The organism is Pandoraea sp. NPDC087047, from assembly GCF_044745225.1.
Classification (GTDB): domain Bacteria; phylum Pseudomonadota; class Gammaproteobacteria; order Burkholderiales; family Burkholderiaceae; genus Pandoraea.
Genome location: NZ_JBIUZU010000011.1, coordinates 172,720 through 191,361, shown reverse-complemented (window position 1 = coordinate 191,361; position 18,642 = coordinate 172,720). Strand labels below are relative to the sequence as shown.

19 protein-coding genes are annotated in these 18,642 nt (G+C 65.6%); 13 read left to right on the top strand and 6 right to left on the bottom strand.

Features of this window, described 5'->3' with window-relative positions; translation table 11 throughout:
- Positions 1-24: 24 nt before the first annotated feature.
- Positions 25-360, bottom strand: a complete 336-nt coding sequence (gene fliE, locus ACIPHM_RS20900; protein WP_400332405.1) for a flagellar hook-basal body complex protein FliE — start codon at positions 358-360, stop codon at positions 25-27.
- A 338-nt stretch (positions 361-698) separates the two neighbouring features.
- On the opposite strand from fliE, the gene fliF reads away from it, so the two are divergent.
- From fliF to fliR, 13 genes are all read left to right on the top strand, one after another.
- Positions 699-2,387 (top strand): flagellar basal-body MS-ring/collar protein FliF, encoded by a 1,689-nt coding sequence (fliF, locus tag ACIPHM_RS20895; protein WP_400332402.1) that lies wholly within the window; start codon positions 699-701, stop codon positions 2,385-2,387.
- Positions 2,374-3,372: a flagellar motor switch protein FliG gene (gene fliG, locus ACIPHM_RS20890; protein ID WP_072617532.1), complete on the top strand. Its 999-nt coding sequence runs from the start codon at positions 2,374-2,376 to the stop codon at positions 3,370-3,372. Before fliF ends, fliG begins: the two co-directional genes overlap by 14 nt.
- A 19-nt stretch (positions 3,373-3,391) precedes the next feature.
- A complete protein-coding gene (fliH, locus tag ACIPHM_RS20885; protein ID WP_400332399.1) occupies positions 3,392-4,051 on the top strand; it encodes a flagellar assembly protein FliH in 660 nt (219 codons plus the stop codon).
- A gap of 116 nt (positions 4,052-4,167) precedes the next feature.
- Positions 4,168-5,757 (top strand): flagellar protein export ATPase FliI, encoded by a 1,590-nt coding sequence (fliI, locus tag ACIPHM_RS20880; RefSeq protein WP_400332521.1) that lies wholly within the window; start codon positions 4,168-4,170, stop codon positions 5,755-5,757.
- A gap of 12 nt (positions 5,758-5,769) precedes the next feature.
- Positions 5,770-6,222 (top strand): flagellar export protein FliJ, encoded by a 453-nt coding sequence (gene fliJ, locus ACIPHM_RS20875; protein ID WP_400332396.1) that lies wholly within the window; start codon positions 5,770-5,772, stop codon positions 6,220-6,222.
- Between the two features lie 19 nt (positions 6,223-6,241).
- Positions 6,242-7,681 (top strand): flagellar hook-length control protein FliK, encoded by a 1,440-nt coding sequence (locus ACIPHM_RS20870; protein WP_400332393.1) that lies wholly within the window; start codon positions 6,242-6,244, stop codon positions 7,679-7,681.
- A gap of 223 nt (positions 7,682-7,904) precedes the next feature.
- Positions 7,905-8,387 carry a flagellar basal body-associated protein FliL gene (fliL, locus tag ACIPHM_RS20865; protein WP_400332390.1) on the top strand — a complete coding sequence of 161 codons (483 nt, stop codon included), beginning with the start codon at positions 7,905-7,907 and terminating at the stop codon, positions 8,385-8,387.
- 7 nt (positions 8,388-8,394) lie between these two features.
- Positions 8,395-9,393: a flagellar motor switch protein FliM gene (gene fliM / locus ACIPHM_RS20860; RefSeq protein ID WP_400332387.1), complete on the top strand. Its 999-nt coding sequence runs from the start codon at positions 8,395-8,397 to the stop codon at positions 9,391-9,393.
- On the top strand, positions 9,393-9,839 hold the full coding sequence (gene fliN, locus ACIPHM_RS20855) for a flagellar motor switch protein FliN (protein WP_400332384.1): 447 nt from the start codon (positions 9,393-9,395) through the stop codon (positions 9,837-9,839). Before fliM ends, fliN begins: the two co-directional genes overlap by 1 nt.
- A 20-nt stretch (positions 9,840-9,859) precedes the next feature.
- Positions 9,860-10,432 carry a flagellar biosynthetic protein FliO gene (gene fliO, locus ACIPHM_RS20850; RefSeq protein WP_400332381.1) on the top strand — a complete coding sequence of 191 codons (573 nt, stop codon included), beginning with the start codon at positions 9,860-9,862 and terminating at the stop codon, positions 10,430-10,432.
- The gene (gene fliP, locus ACIPHM_RS20845; RefSeq protein ID WP_400332378.1) at positions 10,432-11,256 is read left to right on the top strand and encodes a flagellar type III secretion system pore protein FliP; all 825 of its coding nucleotides are present in this window, start codon (positions 10,432-10,434) and stop codon (positions 11,254-11,256) included. Before fliO ends, fliP begins: the two co-directional genes overlap by 1 nt.
- A 15-nt stretch (positions 11,257-11,271) precedes the next feature.
- Positions 11,272-11,541, top strand: a complete 270-nt coding sequence (gene fliQ, locus ACIPHM_RS20840; RefSeq protein ID WP_400332376.1) for a flagellar biosynthesis protein FliQ — start codon at positions 11,272-11,274, stop codon at positions 11,539-11,541.
- A gap of 12 nt (positions 11,542-11,553) precedes the next feature.
- Positions 11,554-12,345, top strand: coding sequence for a flagellar biosynthetic protein FliR (gene fliR, locus ACIPHM_RS20835; RefSeq protein WP_400332373.1), 792 nt, complete (start codon positions 11,554-11,556; stop codon positions 12,343-12,345).
- 102 nt (positions 12,346-12,447) lie between these two features.
- Here the strand turns inward: fliR and flgL are convergent, their stop codons facing one another.
- From flgL to ACIPHM_RS20810, 5 genes are all read right to left on the bottom strand, one after another.
- Complete coding sequence (gene flgL, locus ACIPHM_RS20830) at positions 12,448-13,683, bottom strand: flagellar hook-associated protein FlgL (RefSeq protein WP_400332371.1); 1,236 nt, start codon at positions 13,681-13,683, stop codon at positions 12,448-12,450.
- Positions 13,684-13,704: 21 nt separating this feature from the next.
- Positions 13,705-15,693: a flagellar hook-associated protein FlgK gene (flgK, locus tag ACIPHM_RS20825; protein WP_400332369.1), complete on the bottom strand. Its 1,989-nt coding sequence runs from the start codon at positions 15,691-15,693 to the stop codon at positions 13,705-13,707.
- A gap of 134 nt (positions 15,694-15,827) precedes the next feature.
- Positions 15,828-16,715 (bottom strand): flagellar assembly peptidoglycan hydrolase FlgJ, encoded by an 888-nt coding sequence (gene flgJ / locus ACIPHM_RS20820; protein WP_400332367.1) that lies wholly within the window; start codon positions 16,713-16,715, stop codon positions 15,828-15,830.
- A 1-nt stretch (position 16,716) separates the two neighbouring features.
- Entirely contained in the window at positions 16,717-17,898 is a 1,182-nt protein-coding gene (locus ACIPHM_RS20815; protein WP_400332519.1) for a flagellar basal body P-ring protein FlgI, read from the bottom strand.
- Positions 17,899-17,906: 8 nt separating this feature from the next.
- Positions 17,907-18,599, bottom strand: coding sequence for a flagellar basal body L-ring protein FlgH (locus ACIPHM_RS20810; protein WP_400332364.1), 693 nt, complete (start codon positions 18,597-18,599; stop codon positions 17,907-17,909).
- Positions 18,600-18,642 lie beyond the last annotated feature (43 nt).

The following is an 18,642-nucleotide window of genomic DNA, read 5'->3' as shown; positions in this document are numbered from 1 at the left end:
TCGGTGCCGGGACAACCGCCGGTATCAGACCTGCATGTTCATCACGGTTGTATAGGCCGAAACCAGCTTGTTGCGCACTTGCAGGCTCATCTGGAAGCCGATGTTGGCTTTTTGCATATCGACCATGACGTCGTTGAGCGCCACACCCGGCTCGCCCATTTCAAAGGCACGCGCCTGCGCTTCCGCCCCGCTCTGCGACGCCGACACGCGCTTGAGCGATGCCTCGAGTTCCGACGCGAAGCCACCCGTCTTCGACGCGGCACCCGCGCCAACGCTCGACGTGCCCATGATCGAGCCCGCAGCCTGCGACGCTACGCCGCCCAGCTTCTGCAATACCGATTCGATCCCCGGAATGGCCATGATGCTTGTCCTTGATGGGCGTCGGCCGCGCGCGACATCGCGCTGCTCACACCGGTTTGCCCTTTATCAGTCACGTCGGAGCTTACCACCGCTTGGCAAGCCCCCAATAGCTTAATTAGCGGGAAAAACCCCGCCTAATCCACGGAACGATTCCATATTCGCCAACGAATAATCAGGACCATCGGCATCGTGCGCACCGGGAACAAGAGTCTTTCCAATCCTTTACAGCCCAAGGACGCGCGTGCGATGCCAAGCGTACCCGGAGAATTCTGTCGCATGTTAGTGAGCACTTCCACCGCGAAGAACGTCAAATCAACGCCCCTGGCGTGGAGCCGCGCATGAATGCCGCCACCCAGACGGCTGACGTCGCCGCCAAGCCGCCCCTGCTCGCGCAGTTGCGCTCGCGAGAGCGCCTGCCGTTGCTCGTTGGCGGCGCAGCGCTCGTCGCGCTGCTGATCGCCGTCTTCCTGTGGAGCCGCGCCCCCGATTACAAGGTGCTCTACAGCAACCTGAGCGATCGCGACGGTGGCGCCATCATCACGTCGCTGCAACAGATGAACGTGCCGTACAAGTTCGCCGAGGGCGGTGGCGCGATTCTCGTGCCGTCCGAGCAGGTGCACGACGTGCGTCTGCGTCTGGCCTCCCAGGGCCTGCCCAAGGGCGGTCTGGTCGGCTTCGAATTGATGGACAACCAGAAGTTCGGCATCAGCCAGTTCGCCGAACAGGTCAACTACCAGCGCGCGCTCGAAGGCGAGCTCGCGCGCTCGGTCGAATCGCTCTCCGCTGTGCAGGCCGCGCGCGTGCACCTCGCGATCCCGAAGCCGTCGGTCTTCGTGCGCGAGCAGCAAAAGCCGAGCGCCTCGGTGCTCGTAACGCTCTATCCGGGCCGCGTGCTCGACGATGCGCAAGTCAGCGCCATCGTGCATATGGTTGCGTCGAGCGTGCCGGAACTGCCGGTCAAGAACGTCACGGTGCTCGACCAGAACGGCAACCTGCTGTCCGCCCAAAGCGGTAACGCGCTGGGTCTGGACGCCAGCCAGCTCAAGTACGTTCGCGAACTCGAACAGTCCTACGCACGCCGCGTCGAAGCGATCCTGAACCCGATCGTCGGCCCGGGCAATGTGCACGCGCAGGTGACGGCGGACGTCGACTTCAATCAGGTCGAACAGACTTCCGAGAATTACAAGCCGAACTCGGGCGAACAGGCCGTGCGCAGCCAGCAGAGCAGCGAAGCCTCGCAGCTCGGCGCCAATGCGGCGGGGGGTGTACCGGGCGCGCTGTCGAACCAGCCGCCGGGGCAGGCGAGCGCGCCGATCACGCAGCCGCCACAGCAGGTCGCACAGCAAGGCGCCAATCCGGCCAGCGCGGCGAGCGCCCCGCAAGGCCCGCGCAGCGACCGCAAGGACGCCACGGTCAACTACGAAGTCGACCGCACGATTCGTCACGTGCAGCAAGCCACGGGCGGCCTGAAGCGTCTGTCGGCGGCGATTGTCGTGAACTATCGCCCCGGCACCGACGCGAAGGGCAAGCCCGCGATGGTTGCGCTCACGCAAGCCCAGCTCGACCAGATTCAGAACCTGTCGAAGGAAGCCATCGGCTTCTCGGGTCAGCGTGGCGACACGATCAACATCGTCAACAGCCCGTTCACAGTCGAGGCAGATCCGGAAGCGAACCTGCCGTGGTGGCGTCAGCGTCAGAACATCGAACTGGCCAAACAGGTCGGCAAGTGGGTGCTGATCGGGATGATCGGGCTGTATCTGTGGTTCGGCGTGATTCGTCCGGCCATTCGCAAGCACCTGAGCCCGCCGCCCCCGGCCGAGCCAACGCTGGCCGGCGCCGCAGGCGCTGCCGCCGGGGCCGAAGGCGGCGCCGAGGGCGAGAGCGCCGACGGCGAAGCCGACAAGCGAGGCGAACTCAGCGCCTATGAGCGTAATTTGCAGTACGCGCGCCAAGTGGCGCGACAGGATCCGAAGATCGTGGCAACGGTAGTCAAAGCATGGGTGGGTGGTGGCGATGAGCGCGGCTGAGGGACTCCAACGCAGCGCCATCCTCCTGATGTCGCTGGGTGAAGACGAAGCGGCGGAGGTCTTCAAGTACCTCGCGCCGCGCGAAGTGCAGAAGCTCGGCGCGGCGATGGCCTCGCTGCGACAAGTCACGCGCGATCAGATCGCAGATGTATTGCAGGACTTCGTACTCGAAGCCGAGCAGCATTCCGCGCTGTCGCTCGATTCGTCCGAGTACATCCGGTCCGTGCTCAACAAGGCGCTGGGCAACGACAAGGCTGCGGGCCTGATCGAGCGAATTCTGCAAGGTGGCGACACCAGCGGTATCGAAGGCCTGAAGTGGATGGACTCCACCGCGGTTGCCGAACTGATCCGCCACGAGCACCCGCAGATCATCGCCACGATCCTCGTGCATCTCGACCGAGATCAGGCCTCGGAAGTGCTGGCGCTCTTCACCGAACGTCTGCGCAACGACGTGGTGCTGCGAATCGCCACGCTCGACGGCATTCAACCGGCCGCACTGCGCGAACTCAACGACGTGCTGACCAAGCTGCTCTCGGGCAGCGAAAACATCAAGCGCAGCCCGATGGGTGGCGTGCGCACCGCCGCGGAAATCCTCAACTATCTGGGCGGCGTGCACGAAGAATCGGTCATCGAAGCCGTGCGCAACTACGACTCGGACCTCGCGGCGAAGATCGTCGAAGAGATGTTCGTGTTCGAGAACCTGCTCGACGTGGAAGACCGCAGCATTCAGGTGCTGCTCAAGGAAATCGAGTCCGAGTCGCTCATCATCGCGCTCAAGGGCGCACCGTCGGAGCTGCGCGAGAAGTTCTTCAAGAACATGTCGGCGCGTGCGGCGGAGCTGCTGCGCGAAGACCTCGAATCGCGCGGTCCGGTGCGGGTTTCCGAAGTCGAAGCCGAACAGAAGAAGGTGCTGCAAGTCGTGCGGCGCCTGGCCGATCAAGGCGCCATCATGATCGGCGGCCGCGGCGACGACGCGTACGTGTAACGAAACGGGGCCCGCGCGCATGTCGACCATCATCCCGAAAGAACGCCTCTCTGCCTGGCAACGCTGGGAGATGGCGTCGTTCGACCCGCCGCCGCCCCCGCCGCCGCCGCAACCCAAACCGCCCAACCCGCTCGACGATCCCGCGCTCGTGGAACAGATCGCCGCGTGGCGCGAGCAGGCGCGCGCCGAAGGGCACGCGCAGGGCTACGCCACCGGCCACGCCGAGGGCTATGCCGCCGGACAGGACGCCGGGAAGCAAGAAGTCGACACGCGCGCGGCACAACTCGCCGACATCGCACATGGCTTCGGCACGGCCGTGAACGCTATCGACCGCGAAGTGGCCGAGCCGCTGCTCGGCCTGGCGCTCGACATTGCGCGTCAGGCCCTGCATCAAACGCTTACGATCCGCCCGGAAACGCTGCTGCCGATCGTGCGCGATCTGCTGACCAACGATCCGCTGACCGGCTCGCCGCGTCTGCTCCTGCATCCGGACGACGTTGTGCTGGTCGAAGCGCATGTCGGCACGGAACTGCACGCCGCAGGCTGGACAGTACGTGCCGATCCCACCATCGAGCGTGGCGGCTGCAAGGCCGAAGCCGCCAGCGGCGAAGTCGACGCCACCGTCGCCACCCGCTGGCAGCGTGTCATGGCCGCCCTCGGCAAGGATCTGCCGTGGTGAGCGCCGAACTCACCCCACTCGCCGCGCATGCGCCGGTGCTGCCCAGCACCGAGAACACGCACGATCAGACGACACCGTCCACGCCCGCGCCGGCCAACGACGGCACGTCGCCTTCGGTGCGACTGTGGGATGAGATCGATGCGGTCGATACGAGCGCCCACACCGCACAAGACGGTGCGCTGCAACCGGACGATCACGATCACCACGACCAGAACAACGACGATAGCGCCGCCGCCACGCCGCACGCAAGCGAAGCAAGCGCGCCCGCCGCGCCGAAGGCCACCGTCCACAACGCGCTCAGTGCCCGCGAACTCGCGCGCGACGCCCATCTGCGGCGCTGGCAGAACACGCTGCGCGAGCGCATCGCGCACGTGCACGCCGTGGAGCCGACCCGCCGCTGCGGCCGCCTCACGCGTGCCGCCGGTCTTGTGCTCGAAGCCGTCGGGCTGCGCCTGCCGGTCGGTGCCGGCTGCCTGATCGAGCTGCCGGTGCACGACGCCTCGCGCGAACCCGCCACGGCCGAAGCCGAAGTCGTGGGTTTCGGCGGCGACCGCCTCTTTCTCATGCCGCAGACGGAAGTCGCCGGCCTGCTGCCCGGCGCACGCGTGTTCCCGATGGAACCCGCCGCCGACGGCCCGCTGCCGTCGCAACGTCACAACGGCAAGCGCCTGCCCGTGGGCGACGCGCTGCTCGGACGCGTGGTCGACGCCGCCGGCCGTCCGCTGGACGACTTCGGCCCGCTCGGCATGACCGACAGCGCCTCGCTCGCCTCGGTGCCGATCAACCCGCTGGGCCGCGCGCCCATCGAATCGGTACTCGATGTCGGCGTGCGCGCCATCAACTCGCTGCTCACCGTGGGACGCGGTCAGCGTATGGGTCTCTTCGCAGGGTCGGGCGTTGGCAAGAGCGTGCTGCTCGGCATGATGGCCCGCTTCACGCAGGCCGAAGTCATCGTCGTGGGCCTGATCGGCGAGCGCGGCCGCGAAGTGAAGGACTTCATCGAAAACATTCTCGGCCCCGACGGGTTGGCGCGCGCCGTGGTCGTCGCGGCACCGGCCGACGTGTCGCCGTTGCTGCGTCTGCAAGGCGCGGCCTATGCCACCACGCTGGCCGAATACTTCCGCGATCAGGGCAAAGACGTGCTGCTGATCATGGATTCGCTCACCCGTTACGCCATGGCGCAACGCGAGATCGCACTGGCCATCGGCGAGCCGCCCGCGACCAAGGGCTATCCGCCGTCGGTGTTCGCGAAGCTGCCCGCGCTCGTCGAGCGTGCCGGTAACGGCCCGAACGGCGGCGGTTCGATCACGGCGTTCTACACCGTGCTCACCGAAGGCGACGATCAGCAAGACCCCATTGCCGACTCCGCGCGCGCCATTCTCGATGGCCACATCGTGCTCTCGCGTCAGCTCGCCGAGTCGGGTCATTACCCGGCCATCGACATCGAACAATCGATCAGCCGTGCCATGGCCGCACTCATCGACGACGCGCAATTCGACACGGTGCGCCGCTTCAAGCAAATGCTCTCGCGCTACCAGCGCAACCGCGACCTCATCAATGTGGGCGCGTACGCGCCGGGCAGCGACCCGATGCTCGATCAGGCAATCGAGCTCTACCCCCGCCTCGAAAGCTTCCTGCAACAAGGCATGCGCGAGCGGGCCAGTTATCCGGACGCCGTGCAGCAGTTGCGCGGACTGTTCCACTAATCGGAGGCGGCCATGAATTCCACCCTGCCCCTCAAGCTGCTCATCGAACTCGCCCAGAAGGACGTGGACGAAGCCGCGCGCCTGCTTGGCGAGCGTCAGACGCAACGCGCCGAAGTCGAGCGTCAGCTCGAAGCGCTGCGTCAGTATCGCCACGAGTACCGCACGCGCATGCAGACGGCAACGATCCAGGGCATGGCGGGCTGCGACTGGCGCAACTTCCAGCAATTCATCGATACGCTCGACACCGCCATCGGACAGCAAGCCATGCTGCTCCAGCAGGCGGAAGAGCGCCTCGCTGTCGCCCGCCGCGAATGGCAGGCACAGCAACGCCGTTTGAACTCCTTCGGCACGCTCGCCTCGCGCGAAGAAGCCCGCACCGCCGTGCGGGTGGCGCGTCGCGAGCAGAAGGAAAATGACGAGTACGCCGCGCGCAGCCTGCGCCGTCGTGCCGAATCCCCGATTTAAAGGATTGAAGGAGCCCGATATGTCGATTCTGAGCTTCCTGACCGATGCCGCAGGTGCTGTCCAGCAAGCCGTGAATGGCAATCGCGCAGGGTCGTCGAATAGCGACGACAACAGCGCGCTGCCGTTCTCCACGGTACTCTCGCAGCAAACGCGTCAGACCGCACAGCCCGCCGCCAACAGCGCGAACAACAACGCGGCGCAGTCCGGCCAGACGAATACGTCGTCCAGCAACGCGTCGAATAGCACCAAGTCGACCGACAGTGCGTCCGCCGGACAAACGGGCAAGACCGCACAGTCGGGGCAGTCCGGCCAGACCGGACAAACGAACGCTTCGACCAAACCCGCGAAGCCGACGAAGGCCAACGACGGCACGGACGACGACGACGAAACCCAAGCCAGCGCAGCGCCCGGCGATCCGGCCGCCGCATTGGCCGTCGCGCTCGCCGCGATGAATGGGGCACCGCTGCAACCGGCAACGCCCCTCCCGGAGACCACCACCGCCGATGCCACGGCCACCGACGGCAAGCCCGGCACCGGCGCCGGCGCCGCCATTACGGCTGCCGTGACCGGCGCATTGCAGGCCGCAGGCGCCGCGCAACTGACCGGCCAGCCGCCGGCAGGCACCGACGCCAAAGCCACGGCCACTGCCGCCGACACCGGCACACCGGCGAAAGGCACGGTGACGTCGGCCGCCTCCACGACCAGCCCGACGGGCGGCATTTCGCTCGACGCCCTGGCCAGGAACGCCACCACGACGCAAGCCGCGACGACCGCACAACCGGCCGCCACGGACGCGAAAACCGCCACGCCGCTGGCCGGCGCCGGCGCCGACGCACAGGCGCAACGCATGGCCGACGCGCTCTCGCAGGCGCAGGGCAACCGCGACGCCGCATCACAAGCCACCACCGCCGCAACGCAGGCCGCCGCTCAGGCCGCACAGGCGGCCACGCCTGCCGTCGACGCCCAGCCCCAGTTGCAGGCGCAAGCCAATCTGCCCGCCGCCCTCGCGCTGAATGCGCGCGTCGGTACGCAGGACTGGAACAACCAGCTCTCGCAGCAAGTGGTATGGCTGTCCAGCGCCCACGCACAGACGGCGCAACTGAGCCTCAACCCGCCCGATCTCGGCCCGCTGCACGTGGTGTTGAACGTGGCGAACGACTCGGCGCAAGCCATGTTCGTCTCGCAACACGCCGCCGTGCGCGACGCGGTGCAGGCCGCCCTGCCGCAACTGCGCGAAAGCCTTGCCAACAGCGGCATCGCGCTGGGTAACGCGACCGTGGGCAGCGACACCTCGCAGCAGCAAGCCTTTGCGCAGCAGGGCGCGAACGGCAATGGCGGCGGGAACGGGAACGGACGCGGCACGCCGGGCTTCGGCGGCACCGCCGACGACACCCCGATCGCCACGACCGTGAACGTGCCGGTGCGAGCCAGCAACGGTTTCGTCGATACGTTCGCCTGACAGTCCCGGCCGGCACGGCCAGCCCCGAAACCGGCACCACCAGGGTTGCACCCCGGCGCGAAGCAACGCGACCGGGTGCCGCATCTCCCGACGGCGCCCTAAAGCAGGCGGGTTTTTCTGCCGTTAAGACAAAGACGCGAGTTAGACGCGATTGTCCCTTCTTTTCGGCCGATCACCCCTTGGCGGGTTGGCCGACAATCACTACCCAATAGCAGGCGAATACATGGCAAATCCCGCACCGACGCAAGCCGCGGCTTCCTCCAAAGGGGGCGTGCGCAAATGGATTCTGTTGATCGTTGCGGTTGCGCTCATGGCAGCGGCCGGCGCGGCAACGGCCGTGTATTTGCTGACCGGACGTAGCGAAGCGGCAAAAGCACCGCCGCCCCCGCCCCCGCCCGTGTTTGTCGGCATGGACCCGTTCACGGTGAACCTGTCGGGCGACGACGGCGAGCGCTACCTGCATATCGGCCTCTCGCTCAAGGTGGCAGACGCCGAAACGCAAGCCCGTATCACGCAGCACATGCCCGAAGTGCGTAGCCGAGTGTTGTTGTTGCTGTCGTCGAAGCAGCCGCAGGATCTGGCGACGATCGACGGCAAGCGCCGTCTGGCAAGCGAGATTCGCGCGTTGGTCGCACAGCCGTTCGCCGCCAATATGCCGCAGCAAGCCGTGGGCGACGTCCTGTTCACCGCGTTTGTAATTCAGTGAGTGATTCATGGCGCATGAGGAGTTCCTGTCGCAGGAAGAAGTCGATGCCCTTCTGAAGGGTGTCACCGGCGAGCAGGATGACCGGTCCGAGTCGGAAGATCATTCCGGCATCAGGCCATACAACATCGCGACGCAAGAGCGCATCGTGCGCGGGCGCATGCCCACGCTCGAGATCATCAACGACCGCTTCTCGCGACTGTTCCGCATTGCGCTGTTCAACTTCATGCGCCGCAGCGCCGAAATCTCGGTAAGCCCGGTGCGCGTGCAGAAGTACAGCGAGTTCATTCGCAACCTGCCTGTCCCGACCAACCTCAACCTGGTCCACATCAAGCCGCTGCGCGGCACGGCGCTGTTCGTGTTCGATCCGAACCTCGTGTTCCTCGTGGTGGATAACCTGTTCGGTGGCGACGGCCGGTTCCATACCCGCGTCGAAGGGCGCGATTTCACGCAGACCGAGCAGCGCATCATCGCGCGCCTGCTCGATCTGGTGTTCGAGAATTACGGCGCGTCGTGGAAGCCGGTGTATCCGGTCGAGTTCGAGTACGTGCGCGCCGAAATGCACACGCAGTTCGCCAACGTCGCCACGCCCAACGAAGTCGTGGTCACGACCACGTTCGACATCGAGTTCGGCTCGGTGGGCGGCGAGTTCCACATCTGCATGCCGTACTCGATGATCGAGCCGATGCGCGATCAGCTCTCGAGCCCGCTGCAAGGCGAGACGCTCGAAGTCGACAAGCGCTGGGTGCGTCTGCTCTCGCAGCAGGTGCAGGCCGCCGATGTGGAAATCGTGACCAACCTCGCCCAGATCGACATGACGCTCTCGCAGTTGCTCAACATGCGCGTGGGCGACGTGATTCCGCTGGACGTCCCCGAAGTGCTCGAAGCCAAGGTCGACGGCGTGCCCGTGATGCAATGCAATTACGGCGTCTTCAACGGTCAATACGCGCTGCGCGTGAACCAGATGATCAACCATTCGCACAGCGATTACACGAAGGACAATGAGTGATGAGCGATACCCCTCAAACGCCCGGTGACGACGCCCAGGCCATGGCGGACGAGTGGGCCAGTGCCATGGCTGAGCAGACGGCTTCCGAGCCGGCCGCCGCCGCACCGCAACCCGCCTCTTCCACTGCGTCCCCCGTGTTTCAGCCGCTCGCCGCCGCCGCAGGCAGCACGACCCCGGCCACGCACAACGACATCGACCTGATTCTCGACATTCCGGTCCAGATGACCGTGGAGCTCGGCCGCACGAAAATCGCCATCAAGAACCTGCTGCAACTCGCGCAAGGCTCCGTGGTGGAACTCGACGGCATGGCCGGCGAACCGATGGACGTGCTGGTCAACGGTTGCCTCATCGCCCAGGGCGAAGTGGTGGTCGTGAACGACAAGTTCGGCATTCGCCTGACTGATATCATCACGCCATCCGAACGCATCCGTAAGCTCAACCGATGATTGCAACGAAAGTCCGCGGCATGCCCGTGCGGCGTGCTGCGGCAGGCGCCGCCACGGCGACGGCCACCGCCCGTGCGCTTCGCGCCATGGCGCGTCCGATCTCCGCGCTGACCGACCTGCCCACCCCGACCAGCCTGTGCCTCACGACCGCCCTTGGTCTGTTCGGCCTGTTCGGCGTCTCCGGTGCTCACGCGCAGGGCGCCGCCTCGCAGGCGGCCGCGGTGCCGAGCCTCGGCGGTGCGGGCATCGTGCAGACGGGCTTCGGCCTCGTGCTCGTGCTGGCGCTGCTGTTCGGACTGGCGTGGCTCGCCAAGCGCTTCGGGCTGCAACGCCCGCTCGGCGGCGGTAACGTACGCATCGTTGGCAGCGCCGCCGTCGGCCAGCGCGAGCGCGTGGTCGTCGTGGAAGTCGCCGGCGACTGGATCGTGCTCGGTGTCGCGCCGGGTCAGGTACGCAGCCTGCATGTGATCGATGCGGAGCGCGTCGCCGACATGCCCGCTGCCCCCGCCGTCGCCCATCCGGGCGCACAAGCCAACCGCGCCGCGCAAGCTTTTGCGCAAAAATTGCGCGAATCCATGAAGAAGGACACCTGATGTCGCGCGGCTTGCCGTTGGCCAGACGGAAATCGGGTCTGGCGGGCCTCACGCGTGACCGGGTGCGTGGCCTCGTGCATGGTTTGCCGCTCGGTCTGGCGCTGGCACTCGTGTGCCTCGCGCTGCCAGGCACCGCGCTCGCACAGGCCACATTGCCGGCGCTCACCACGACACCGGCGCCGGGCGGCGGACAGACGTACTCGCTGTCCGTGCAGACGATGCTGCTGCTCACGTCGCTGGGCTTCCTGCCCGCGATGTTGCTGATGATGACCGCCTTCACGCGCATCATCATCGTGCTCTCGCTGCTGCGTCACGCCATCGGCGTGACGACCTCGCCGCCGAACCAGATTCTGATCGGTCTGGCGCTGTTCCTGACCTTCTTCGTCATGTCGCCCGTGTTCGATCAGGCGTACACGACCGCCTATCAGCCGTTCGCGGCCAACAAGATCAGCTTCGAGCAGGCCATCGACACCGGCGCCAAGCCGTTCCATTCGTTCATGCTCAAGCAGACGCGCGAGGCCGATCTGGCGCTCTTCGCCAAGCTCGCCAAGACCCCGCCGATGAACGGCCCGGAAGACGTGCCGATGCGCATTCTCGTGCCCGCCTTCGCCACAAGCGAGTTGAAAACGGCCTTCCAGATCGGCTTCACGATCTTCATTCCGTTCCTCATCATCGATCTGGTCGTGGCCAGCGTGCTGATGTCGATGGGGATGATGATGGTCTCGCCCTCCACGGTGTCGCTGCCGTTCAAGCTGATGCTGTTCGTGGTGGTCGACGGCTGGCAACTGCTGCTGGGCTCGCTCGCCCAGAGCTTCACAATGTAGCGGAAGGCGATCGAGATGACTCCGGAAACCGTCATGGCGCTGGCCCATCAGGCAATGCAGGTCACCCTGTTGCTTGCCGCGCCCCTCCTGATCGTCGCCCTCGTCTCCGGTCTGCTCGTGAGCCTGTTTCAGGCCGCCACGCAGATCAACGAAATGACGCTGTCGTTCATTCCGAAGCTGCTCGCCGTGTTCATCACGCTGGTGATCGCCGGACCGTGGATGCTCAATCTGATGGTCGACTACATGCGCCAGTTGCTCACAGGCATTCCCGGCCTTGTCGGGTAAGCCGCGCCGACTTTGATCAGCTTCACGTACGAACAGCTCTCGGGCGTCATTGCGACGTTCCTTTTTCCGTTCGTGCGTCTGCTCGCACTGTCCATGAGTGCGCCGCTGTTCGGCGACGCGGCCGTGCCGGGCACCGTGAAGATCGGCCTCGCGGGCATCGTCGCGCTCACGCTCGCCCCCGTGCTCGGCCCCATGCCCGCTGTCTCGCCGTTCTCGTGGGAAGGTCTGTGGATTCTCGTGCAGCAGATGATGATCGGCGCGGCGCTCGGCTGGTGCATGCAGATCGTGTTCTCCGCCATCAGCATGGCGGGCGACTTCGTCGGCCTGCAAATGGGCCTGTCCTTCGCCACGCTGCTCACGCCCAACAGCGACGGCAGCACCGCCGTGCTCGGCATGCTGCTCAACGTGGTGGCGATGCTCGTCTTCCTCGCCACCAACGGGCATCTGGTGATGTTCGCCACGCTGGTGCAGAGCTTTACGGTGCTACCCGTGTCCAGCACGCCGCTCTCGGTCGGGGGCTGGCACTACCTGGCCATGCTTGGCGGCCAGTTGTTCATGCTCGCGCTCATGCTGTCGCTGCCGCTCGTGGCCGCGTTGCTGATCTGTAACCTCGCGCTGGGCATTCTGAACCGCGCCGCGCCGCAACTGAATATCTTCGCGGTGGGTTTCCCGCTCACGCTGGGCGTCGGCCTGGTGGTGCTCGAACTGATGATGCCGCGCATCGCGCCGGTGATGGACCACTTCATCTCCATCGGTATCGACATGATGATGCGCGCGACGGCCGCCTTCGTGCCGAAGGCCTGACGTCTCGCACGGCCGGGCGAGCGCCGCCCCCAAACAAAACGGGCCGCCCGGTGATTGCCGGGCGGCCCGTTTGCCGTTCTGACGCGATGCCTGCGTCCGATATCAGAGCAGCGCGAACAGCGAGAGCTTCTGTGTCTGGATAAAGGTTTGCTGCGAGGCTTGCAGCGACGCCTGCAACTGAGCGAACTGGCTCGTCGCGGAAATGATGTCCACGTCGAGCAGGTCCTGCAACTGCGACGTATAGGCGAGGTCGTTGCTGCTGCCGATGTCGTTAAGCGTCGACAGCTCGTTCATGCGCGAGCCCACGGTCGTGCGCACGGTCGTCACGTTGTCGTAGGTGTTGCTGAACATCTGGTTGAACGTGGTGAGCGCGTTGCTCAGGTTGGCCGATCCGGCCGGCCCCTGCACACCGATCGGCGTCTTGAGCGTGTTGATGAGCTGCTGAAGGTTGTCGAACACGTTCGTGCTGGCCTTGCCCGGGGGCTGCACCGTGTAGGTGTCGCCCGTTGCCGGGTCGCCGGAGAACGTCACCGACTTGCCGCCGAAGGCGATCGGCTGGCCCGACGTGTACACGCCGGTCACGTCCGGTGCGGCGGTGTCCGTCAGATCTTTGACCGTGTAGTTCGTGGTCGGCGGCGTGGTAGTGCTGTCGACGGCAAAGCTGATCGAGAACTGATGCTGGGCCGCGGCGTTGGTCACGTCGGTCGTCGACACCGGCGTGTACGTCGCCGTACCCGTGTTCGACAGACTGCCGCTGATCAGCGTGCTCGCCGTGGCGGGCTGAATCCCTTCGAAGATGTTCGAACCGATGTCGTTGATCGGAATCTGCCGACCGGCGCTGACCTGCACGTTGCGAATGCCCGTGTCGCCCGCGTAGCTCGCGCCGGTGGGCGTGGCGACGTACGCCGCCGAGCCGCCCATGAAGCCCGAGAACAGGTACTGGCCGTTTGCGTCGGTCGTGTTGGCGAGCGAGAGCAGTTGCTGGAAGCTCGATTGCAGATCGGTCGCGATGGTCGAGCGATCGTTGTCGTTGAGCGACGGGTTACCCGCGGCCACGACCTGCGACATGATGTGCTGCAAGCTGTTGACGATGCTGCCGAAGGTCTGATCTTCGAGCTGGAGCGCCGTCGTGGCCGAGCTGCGGTTCGTCGCGTACTGCGTGTTCATGTCTTTTTGCTGCGACACGGCCACGGCCTGCGCCGAGGCCATCGGGTCGTCGCTCGGCGTGGTCACGCGCTTGCCCGACGAGAGCTGTGCCTGCGTGGCGAGCAGGTCGGAGGTGTTGCGGCTCATGGCCGCAGAACCCTGCTCGAAGATCATGTTGGTGCTGATGCGCATTTTTCCGTCTCCTCAGCCGTCTTAGTTGACCATTTGCAGAATCGTGTCGAACAGCTGCGACGCGGTCTGAATGACCTTCGAGTTGGCCTGATAGAGCTGTTGGTACTTGATCAGGTTGGCGGCTTCTTCGTCGAGACTCACGCCGGAGTTGGACTGCTGGGCGGTCTGCGCCTGCTTGAGCAGCGTTTGCTGCGCGGCGCTCGTCGCCTTGTACGTGTTCGTGGTCGAGCCCACGTACGAGACCAGATTGGCGTAGGCAGACGCGTAGCTGTCCTTGCCGCCGACCTTGGTCTTGTCGTTCTGCAACCCCGAGAGTGCCAGGCCGTTGCGGTTGTCCGTCACGGCGCCGGTGGTGTTCGGGCTGATGGTGAGCTTGTCGCCGTCTGCCGGCGTGCCGCTCACGTTCACGGTCATGCCGCCCAGCGTGATCTTCGCGCCGTTGGTGGCGTCGTAAGGCACAACGTCGCCAGCGGCGTAGGTGGTGGTCGTGCCGTTGACGGTCACCGTCATCGCGGCAGGCGCCACCAGCGTGAGGGCCCCGGTCGTTGCGTCCTTGTTGAACGTGAACGTGACGGGCGACGTGAGCGGCGCCGCCAGGTAATTGGCGTCGACGCTGCCCTGATCCGTCTTGAGCGAACCCGTATTGGTCGACGGCGTCGAGGCGAGAATCGGGGCGGCCAGGGCAATCTTGCCCGGATCGGTAATGGCCACGCCGATGTTCTGCGCGGCGTTGCGCGTCGGCTCGATGGTGAAGCTGTCGCCGGCGGCCAGATTGCTGGCCGTCACATTGAAACCGTCGTCGAACGCCTTGCCGCTGCTGTCGGTAAACGCCAGCGGCGCGCCCGGCGTGGCGGGCGCACCCGCCGTCCACTTCGCGCCGTCGGACTGACGTGTCAGCGTGTAGTTCGTACCGTCGAACGACACGTTGTAGTCGCTGGTCGTGACCTTCGAGGTATCGGTAATCGTGGCGTTGAGCACCGCGCCATTCGAGTTGTTCGTGCTGGCCACGATGGTCGGGGCCGGCACGGTGAAGAAGTCGCCGCCGAGCTGGCCGTACAGGTCCAGACCCAGTTTGTTCTGCGCGTTGAACGTGCCCGCGAGCGACATGGCGATCTGGCCGAGCGAGTTCTGCGCCTGCGTCAGCGCGCCGCTGCGGAACGACAGCAGCCCGGCGAGCGAGCCGCCGGTAATCGACGATTCCGGTACCGGCACCTTGGTGCCGTTGGCCGTCACGTAGGCGATCGTGAGTTGCGACGGGTCGTTGGTCGACGCCACGGTCGTCATCTCGAACGACGAGTTGCCCGTCACGAGCGACTGGCCGTTGCCGACGAACACGCTGTACGAACCGTCGGACGCCTTGACCACGTTGGTCTGGATGATGGCGTTCAGGCTCGCGACGGCCTGATCGCGCTGGTCGAGCAGGTCGTTCGGCGACGCCCCGCCGCCGTTGGCCTTCGCCTGCACGATGGCGTCGTTGAGCTGCGCGATCTGCTTGGCGTAGACGTTGATCTGGTCGGTCGACTGGGTGATGCTGCCGTTCACACTGTTGCGCAGCGTGGACAGGGTGCCGGCCAGCGACTGGAACATGCTGGTGAGCGTTTGTGCCGAGGACACGACCGTCGCGCGCGTGGCCGAGTTGGCCGGGGCGGAGACGATGTTCTGCAGGCTCGTGAAGAACGACGACATCGTGGCCGACAGGCCGGTCGTCGAGCTGCCCAGCGCGTTGTTGATCTGCGAGATCTGCTGGTAGTAGGTGTTGAGCTGGCTGTACTGGGTCTGCGCCTGATTGACCTGGTTCGACAGGAACTGGTCATACACGCGCGACACGTCGGTCACGAGCACGCCCTGCCCCAGATACCCCACACCCGCGTACTGGCTGGCCGCCTGGGCGTAGTTGACGATCTGACGGTTATAGCCGGCCGTCCCCGAATTGGAGATGTTGTTGCCGGTGGTGTTGAGGGCGAACTGGGAGGCGTTCAGCCCGCTCATGCCAATATTGATAAGGCTCATGATCTCGCGGCTTGAGTTGGAGGCACGCCCCGCGGTGAAAAGCCCGCTCGCGCACCGTTACCGATGTGTTTACGGCAGCCCGGCGGCAAAATTGAGGCCGTCGCTCCGGTTGTTTTCGTCCCGATCCCGCCAGGTCAGGTGAAGTGCTTCATGACCTTCATCAGCTTGCTGGCGTAATGCGGATCGGTCGCATAGCCGGCACGTTGCAAATTGTTGGCAAAGCTCGCCGCGTCGTTGGTGCTCGCCACGACCGACGAATAACGCGGGTTGTTCGAAATCAGGCTGGCGTAGTCGGCGAATGCCTCGTCGTACGAGCCGTAGGCGCGGAACTTGGCCGTCACCTTGCGCGGCTGGCCGTTCACGTACTCGGTCGTCGCCACTTCGACGGTCGGACCGGTCCAGTTCTTGCCCGCCTTAATGCCGAACACGTTGTGGCTCGTGCTGCCGTCCGCGCGACGGATTTCGCGCTTGCCCCAGCCCGACTCCAGCGCCGCCTGGCTCATCATGAAACGCGCCGGAATGCCGCTGCGCGCGCTCGCGTTCTGCGCGGCCGACGCCATGCGGTCAACGAACTCGCCGGCGATCGCCGGCGCCCCGTCGGCCACGCCGATGGCATCCGCCGAGTTGTATGCGCGGCCTTGCAGCGACTGCTGACGGCCCGTGGCGGCCGGGGGCAGCGTGGTGCCGGTCTTGGCCAACTGCTTGAGCATGAGATCGGCCAGCCCGATGCCCTTGTTCGACGCCAGTTGCTGAGCGAGCTGGTCGTCGAGCATGCCGTTGAACATCTTTTCCTGATCGCTGCCGAGCAGGCCGCCGGACAGGGTCGCGTCGCGCATGCTCTTGACCATCATCTGCGTGAAGACGGCCTCGAACTGCTTGGCCGCCTGCTGCGTGGCCTGCGGCGTTTGCTGATGGGCGGCGGCGCGCAAGGCCGCAAGGCCCTGCATGTCGTAGGAAGCGCGTTGCGTCAGATCGGGCAGGTTGTTGCCTGCCGCACCGCTCAGGCGGTTGCCGTCGGCCATATCAGATGATCTCCAGATCGGCGCGAAGCGCGCCCGAGGCCTTCATGGCCTGAAGAATCGACATCAGGTCAGCCGGACTCGCACCGAGCGAGTTCAGTGCCTTGACGACGTCGGCGAGGTTGGCGCCCGCTTTGACCATCTTGAGCGCGTTGTTCTCCTGTTGTACGGAGATCTGCGAATTCGGTGCCACCACTGTCTGACCGCCCGAGAACGGCGCCGGCTGGCTCACATTGTTTTGCGTGTCGATGACGACCGACAGGTTGCCGTGCGCCACCGCGCATTGCTGGATCGTCACGTTCTGGTTCATCACTACCGAGCCGGTACGGGCATTGATGATGACGCGCGCGGCCGTGTTGTCCGGGCGCACTTCCAGGCTTTCGAGCTGCGCGAGGAACTGCACGCGCGAGGACGGATCGGTCGGTGTGCGCAGCAGGATCACGCGGCCGTCCAGCGCCTGCGCGGTGCCGTAGCCGAAGCGACGGTTCACGGCGTCGACCACGCGCTGCGCGGTCGAGAAATCGGTGGCGTTGAGCTCCATCTGTACGGTGCCCGGCTGGCCGCCCATGGCGGTCGGCACGGCGCGCTCGACGATGGCGCCGCTCGGAATCCGGCCCGACGCCAGCTGGTTGATGGTCACGCTCGAACCGTTGGCGGACGCGCCCGCGCCGCCGATCAGCAGGTTGCCCTGCGCCAGTGCGTAGACCTGTCCGTCCGGCCCTTTGAGCGGGGTCATGAGCAGCGTGCCGCCGCGCAGACTCTTGGCGTTACCCATCGAGGAGACCACCACGTCGATGGCCTGCCCGGGGCGCGTGAACGCCGGGAGCGTGGCCGTCACCATCACGGCGGCCACGTTCTTCAACTGCATGTTGGTCCCGGGCGCAACGGTGATCCCCAGTTGCGAGAGCATGTTGGTCATGCTCTGCACCGTGAACGGCGTCTGGGTGGTCTGGTCGCCCGAGTTGTCGAGACCGGCCACGAGGCCGTAGCCGATCAGCTGGTTGTCGCGCACGCCCTGAATCGACGCCAGTTCCTTGAGACGCTCGGCGTGCGCCACGCCCGGCGTGAGCAGCACGGCAGCGCCCGCCACGCTCATTGCAACGGCCACGGCGAACGTGGAGACGGTGCGGCCGGTGTGCTGGCTAAGGTGACGAATGTTAGGCGCGCGGCGCGACAGGAACGACATGATCGACATCAGAAGGGCGAAACGTTAAGGAAGAAGCGCTGCAGCCAGCCCATGGTTTCGGCTTCGTTGATGTAGCCCTTGCCACGGTATTCGATGCGCGCATCGGCCACCTGCGTCGAGGGCACGGTGTTCGCGCCCGAAATCGTCTGCGGGCTGACGATGCCCGAAAACTTGATGTACTCCGTGCCCTGGTTGATCGCGATCTGCTTCTCGCCGGCCACCGCCAGGTTGCCGTTGGACAGCACTTCCATCACGGTCACGGTAATCTGGCCCGAGAACACGTTGTTTGCATTCGCCGCGCCCTTGGCGTCGAACTTGTTGGCGCCGCTGGCGTCGAGGCCCTGATTGTTGAGCACACCGCCGATCACGCCCGGCGTCTGGTTCAGCGTCAGATTGCCGCTGCCGGCGCGCGAGGTATTGGCTGCCGAGTTCTTGCTCGCCGCCGTGTTTTCGTTGATGACGATCGTGAGGATGTCGCCCACGTTGCGCGGACGGCGGTCTTCGAACAGCGGACGGTTCGAATACAGCGGACGGTAGATCGACCCTTCCGGGTCGGCCGCCACCGGCGGGGGCGGCGGTCGCGTGGTAGTCGGGCCGTTCACCACCGGCTCCTGCGGCACGTAGGCGCAGCCCGCCAGACCGCTCAACGCGGCAGCGGCCATGAGCGCTAAGAACCGCGCCAGGCCTGCGCTGCGTTGCATTACGGTCGATCGTGCGGACATATCGGCGTTCATTTCCCAAGTG

Excerpts from the sequence above, each read along its gene's own strand:
- ACIPHM_RS20815 (WP_400332519.1), bottom strand. The coding sequence starts at position 17,898 with ATGTCGTTCCTGTCGCGCCGCGCGCCTAACATTCGTCACCTTAGCCAG.
- flgJ (WP_400332367.1), bottom strand. The coding sequence starts at position 16,715 with ATGGCCGACGGCAACCGCCTGAGCGGTGCGGCAGGCAACAACCTGCCC.
- fliF (WP_400332402.1), top strand. The coding sequence starts at position 699 with ATGAATGCCGCCACCCAGACGGCTGACGTCGCCGCCAAGCCGCCCCTG.
- fliO (WP_400332381.1), top strand. The coding sequence starts at position 9,860 with ATGCCCGTGCGGCGTGCTGCGGCAGGCGCCGCCACGGCGACGGCCACC.
- fliH (WP_400332399.1), top strand. The coding sequence starts at position 3,392 with ATGTCGACCATCATCCCGAAAGAACGCCTCTCTGCCTGGCAACGCTGG.
- ACIPHM_RS20870 (WP_400332393.1), top strand. The coding sequence starts at position 6,242 with ATGTCGATTCTGAGCTTCCTGACCGATGCCGCAGGTGCTGTCCAGCAA.
- ACIPHM_RS20810 (WP_400332364.1), bottom strand. The coding sequence starts at position 18,599 with ATGCAACGCAGCGCAGGCCTGGCGCGGTTCTTAGCGCTCATGGCCGCT.
- flgL (WP_400332371.1), bottom strand. The coding sequence starts at position 13,683 with ATGCGCATCAGCACCAACATGATCTTCGAGCAGGGTTCTGCGGCCATG.
- fliP (WP_400332378.1), top strand. The coding sequence starts at position 10,432 with ATGTCGCGCGGCTTGCCGTTGGCCAGACGGAAATCGGGTCTGGCGGGC.
- fliJ (WP_400332396.1), top strand. The coding sequence starts at position 5,770 with ATGAATTCCACCCTGCCCCTCAAGCTGCTCATCGAACTCGCCCAGAAG.
- fliL (WP_400332390.1), top strand. The coding sequence starts at position 7,905 with ATGGCAAATCCCGCACCGACGCAAGCCGCGGCTTCCTCCAAAGGGGGC.
- fliN (WP_400332384.1), top strand. The coding sequence starts at position 9,393 with ATGAGCGATACCCCTCAAACGCCCGGTGACGACGCCCAGGCCATGGCG.
- fliQ (WP_400332376.1), top strand. The coding sequence starts at position 11,272 with ATGACTCCGGAAACCGTCATGGCGCTGGCCCATCAGGCAATGCAGGTC.
- fliE (WP_400332405.1), bottom strand. The coding sequence starts at position 360 with ATGGCCATTCCGGGGATCGAATCGGTATTGCAGAAGCTGGGCGGCGTA.
- fliM (WP_400332387.1), top strand. The coding sequence starts at position 8,395 with ATGGCGCATGAGGAGTTCCTGTCGCAGGAAGAAGTCGATGCCCTTCTG.
- flgK (WP_400332369.1), bottom strand. The coding sequence starts at position 15,693 with ATGAGCCTTATCAATATTGGCATGAGCGGGCTGAACGCCTCCCAGTTC.
- fliG (WP_072617532.1), top strand. The coding sequence starts at position 2,374 with ATGAGCGCGGCTGAGGGACTCCAACGCAGCGCCATCCTCCTGATGTCG.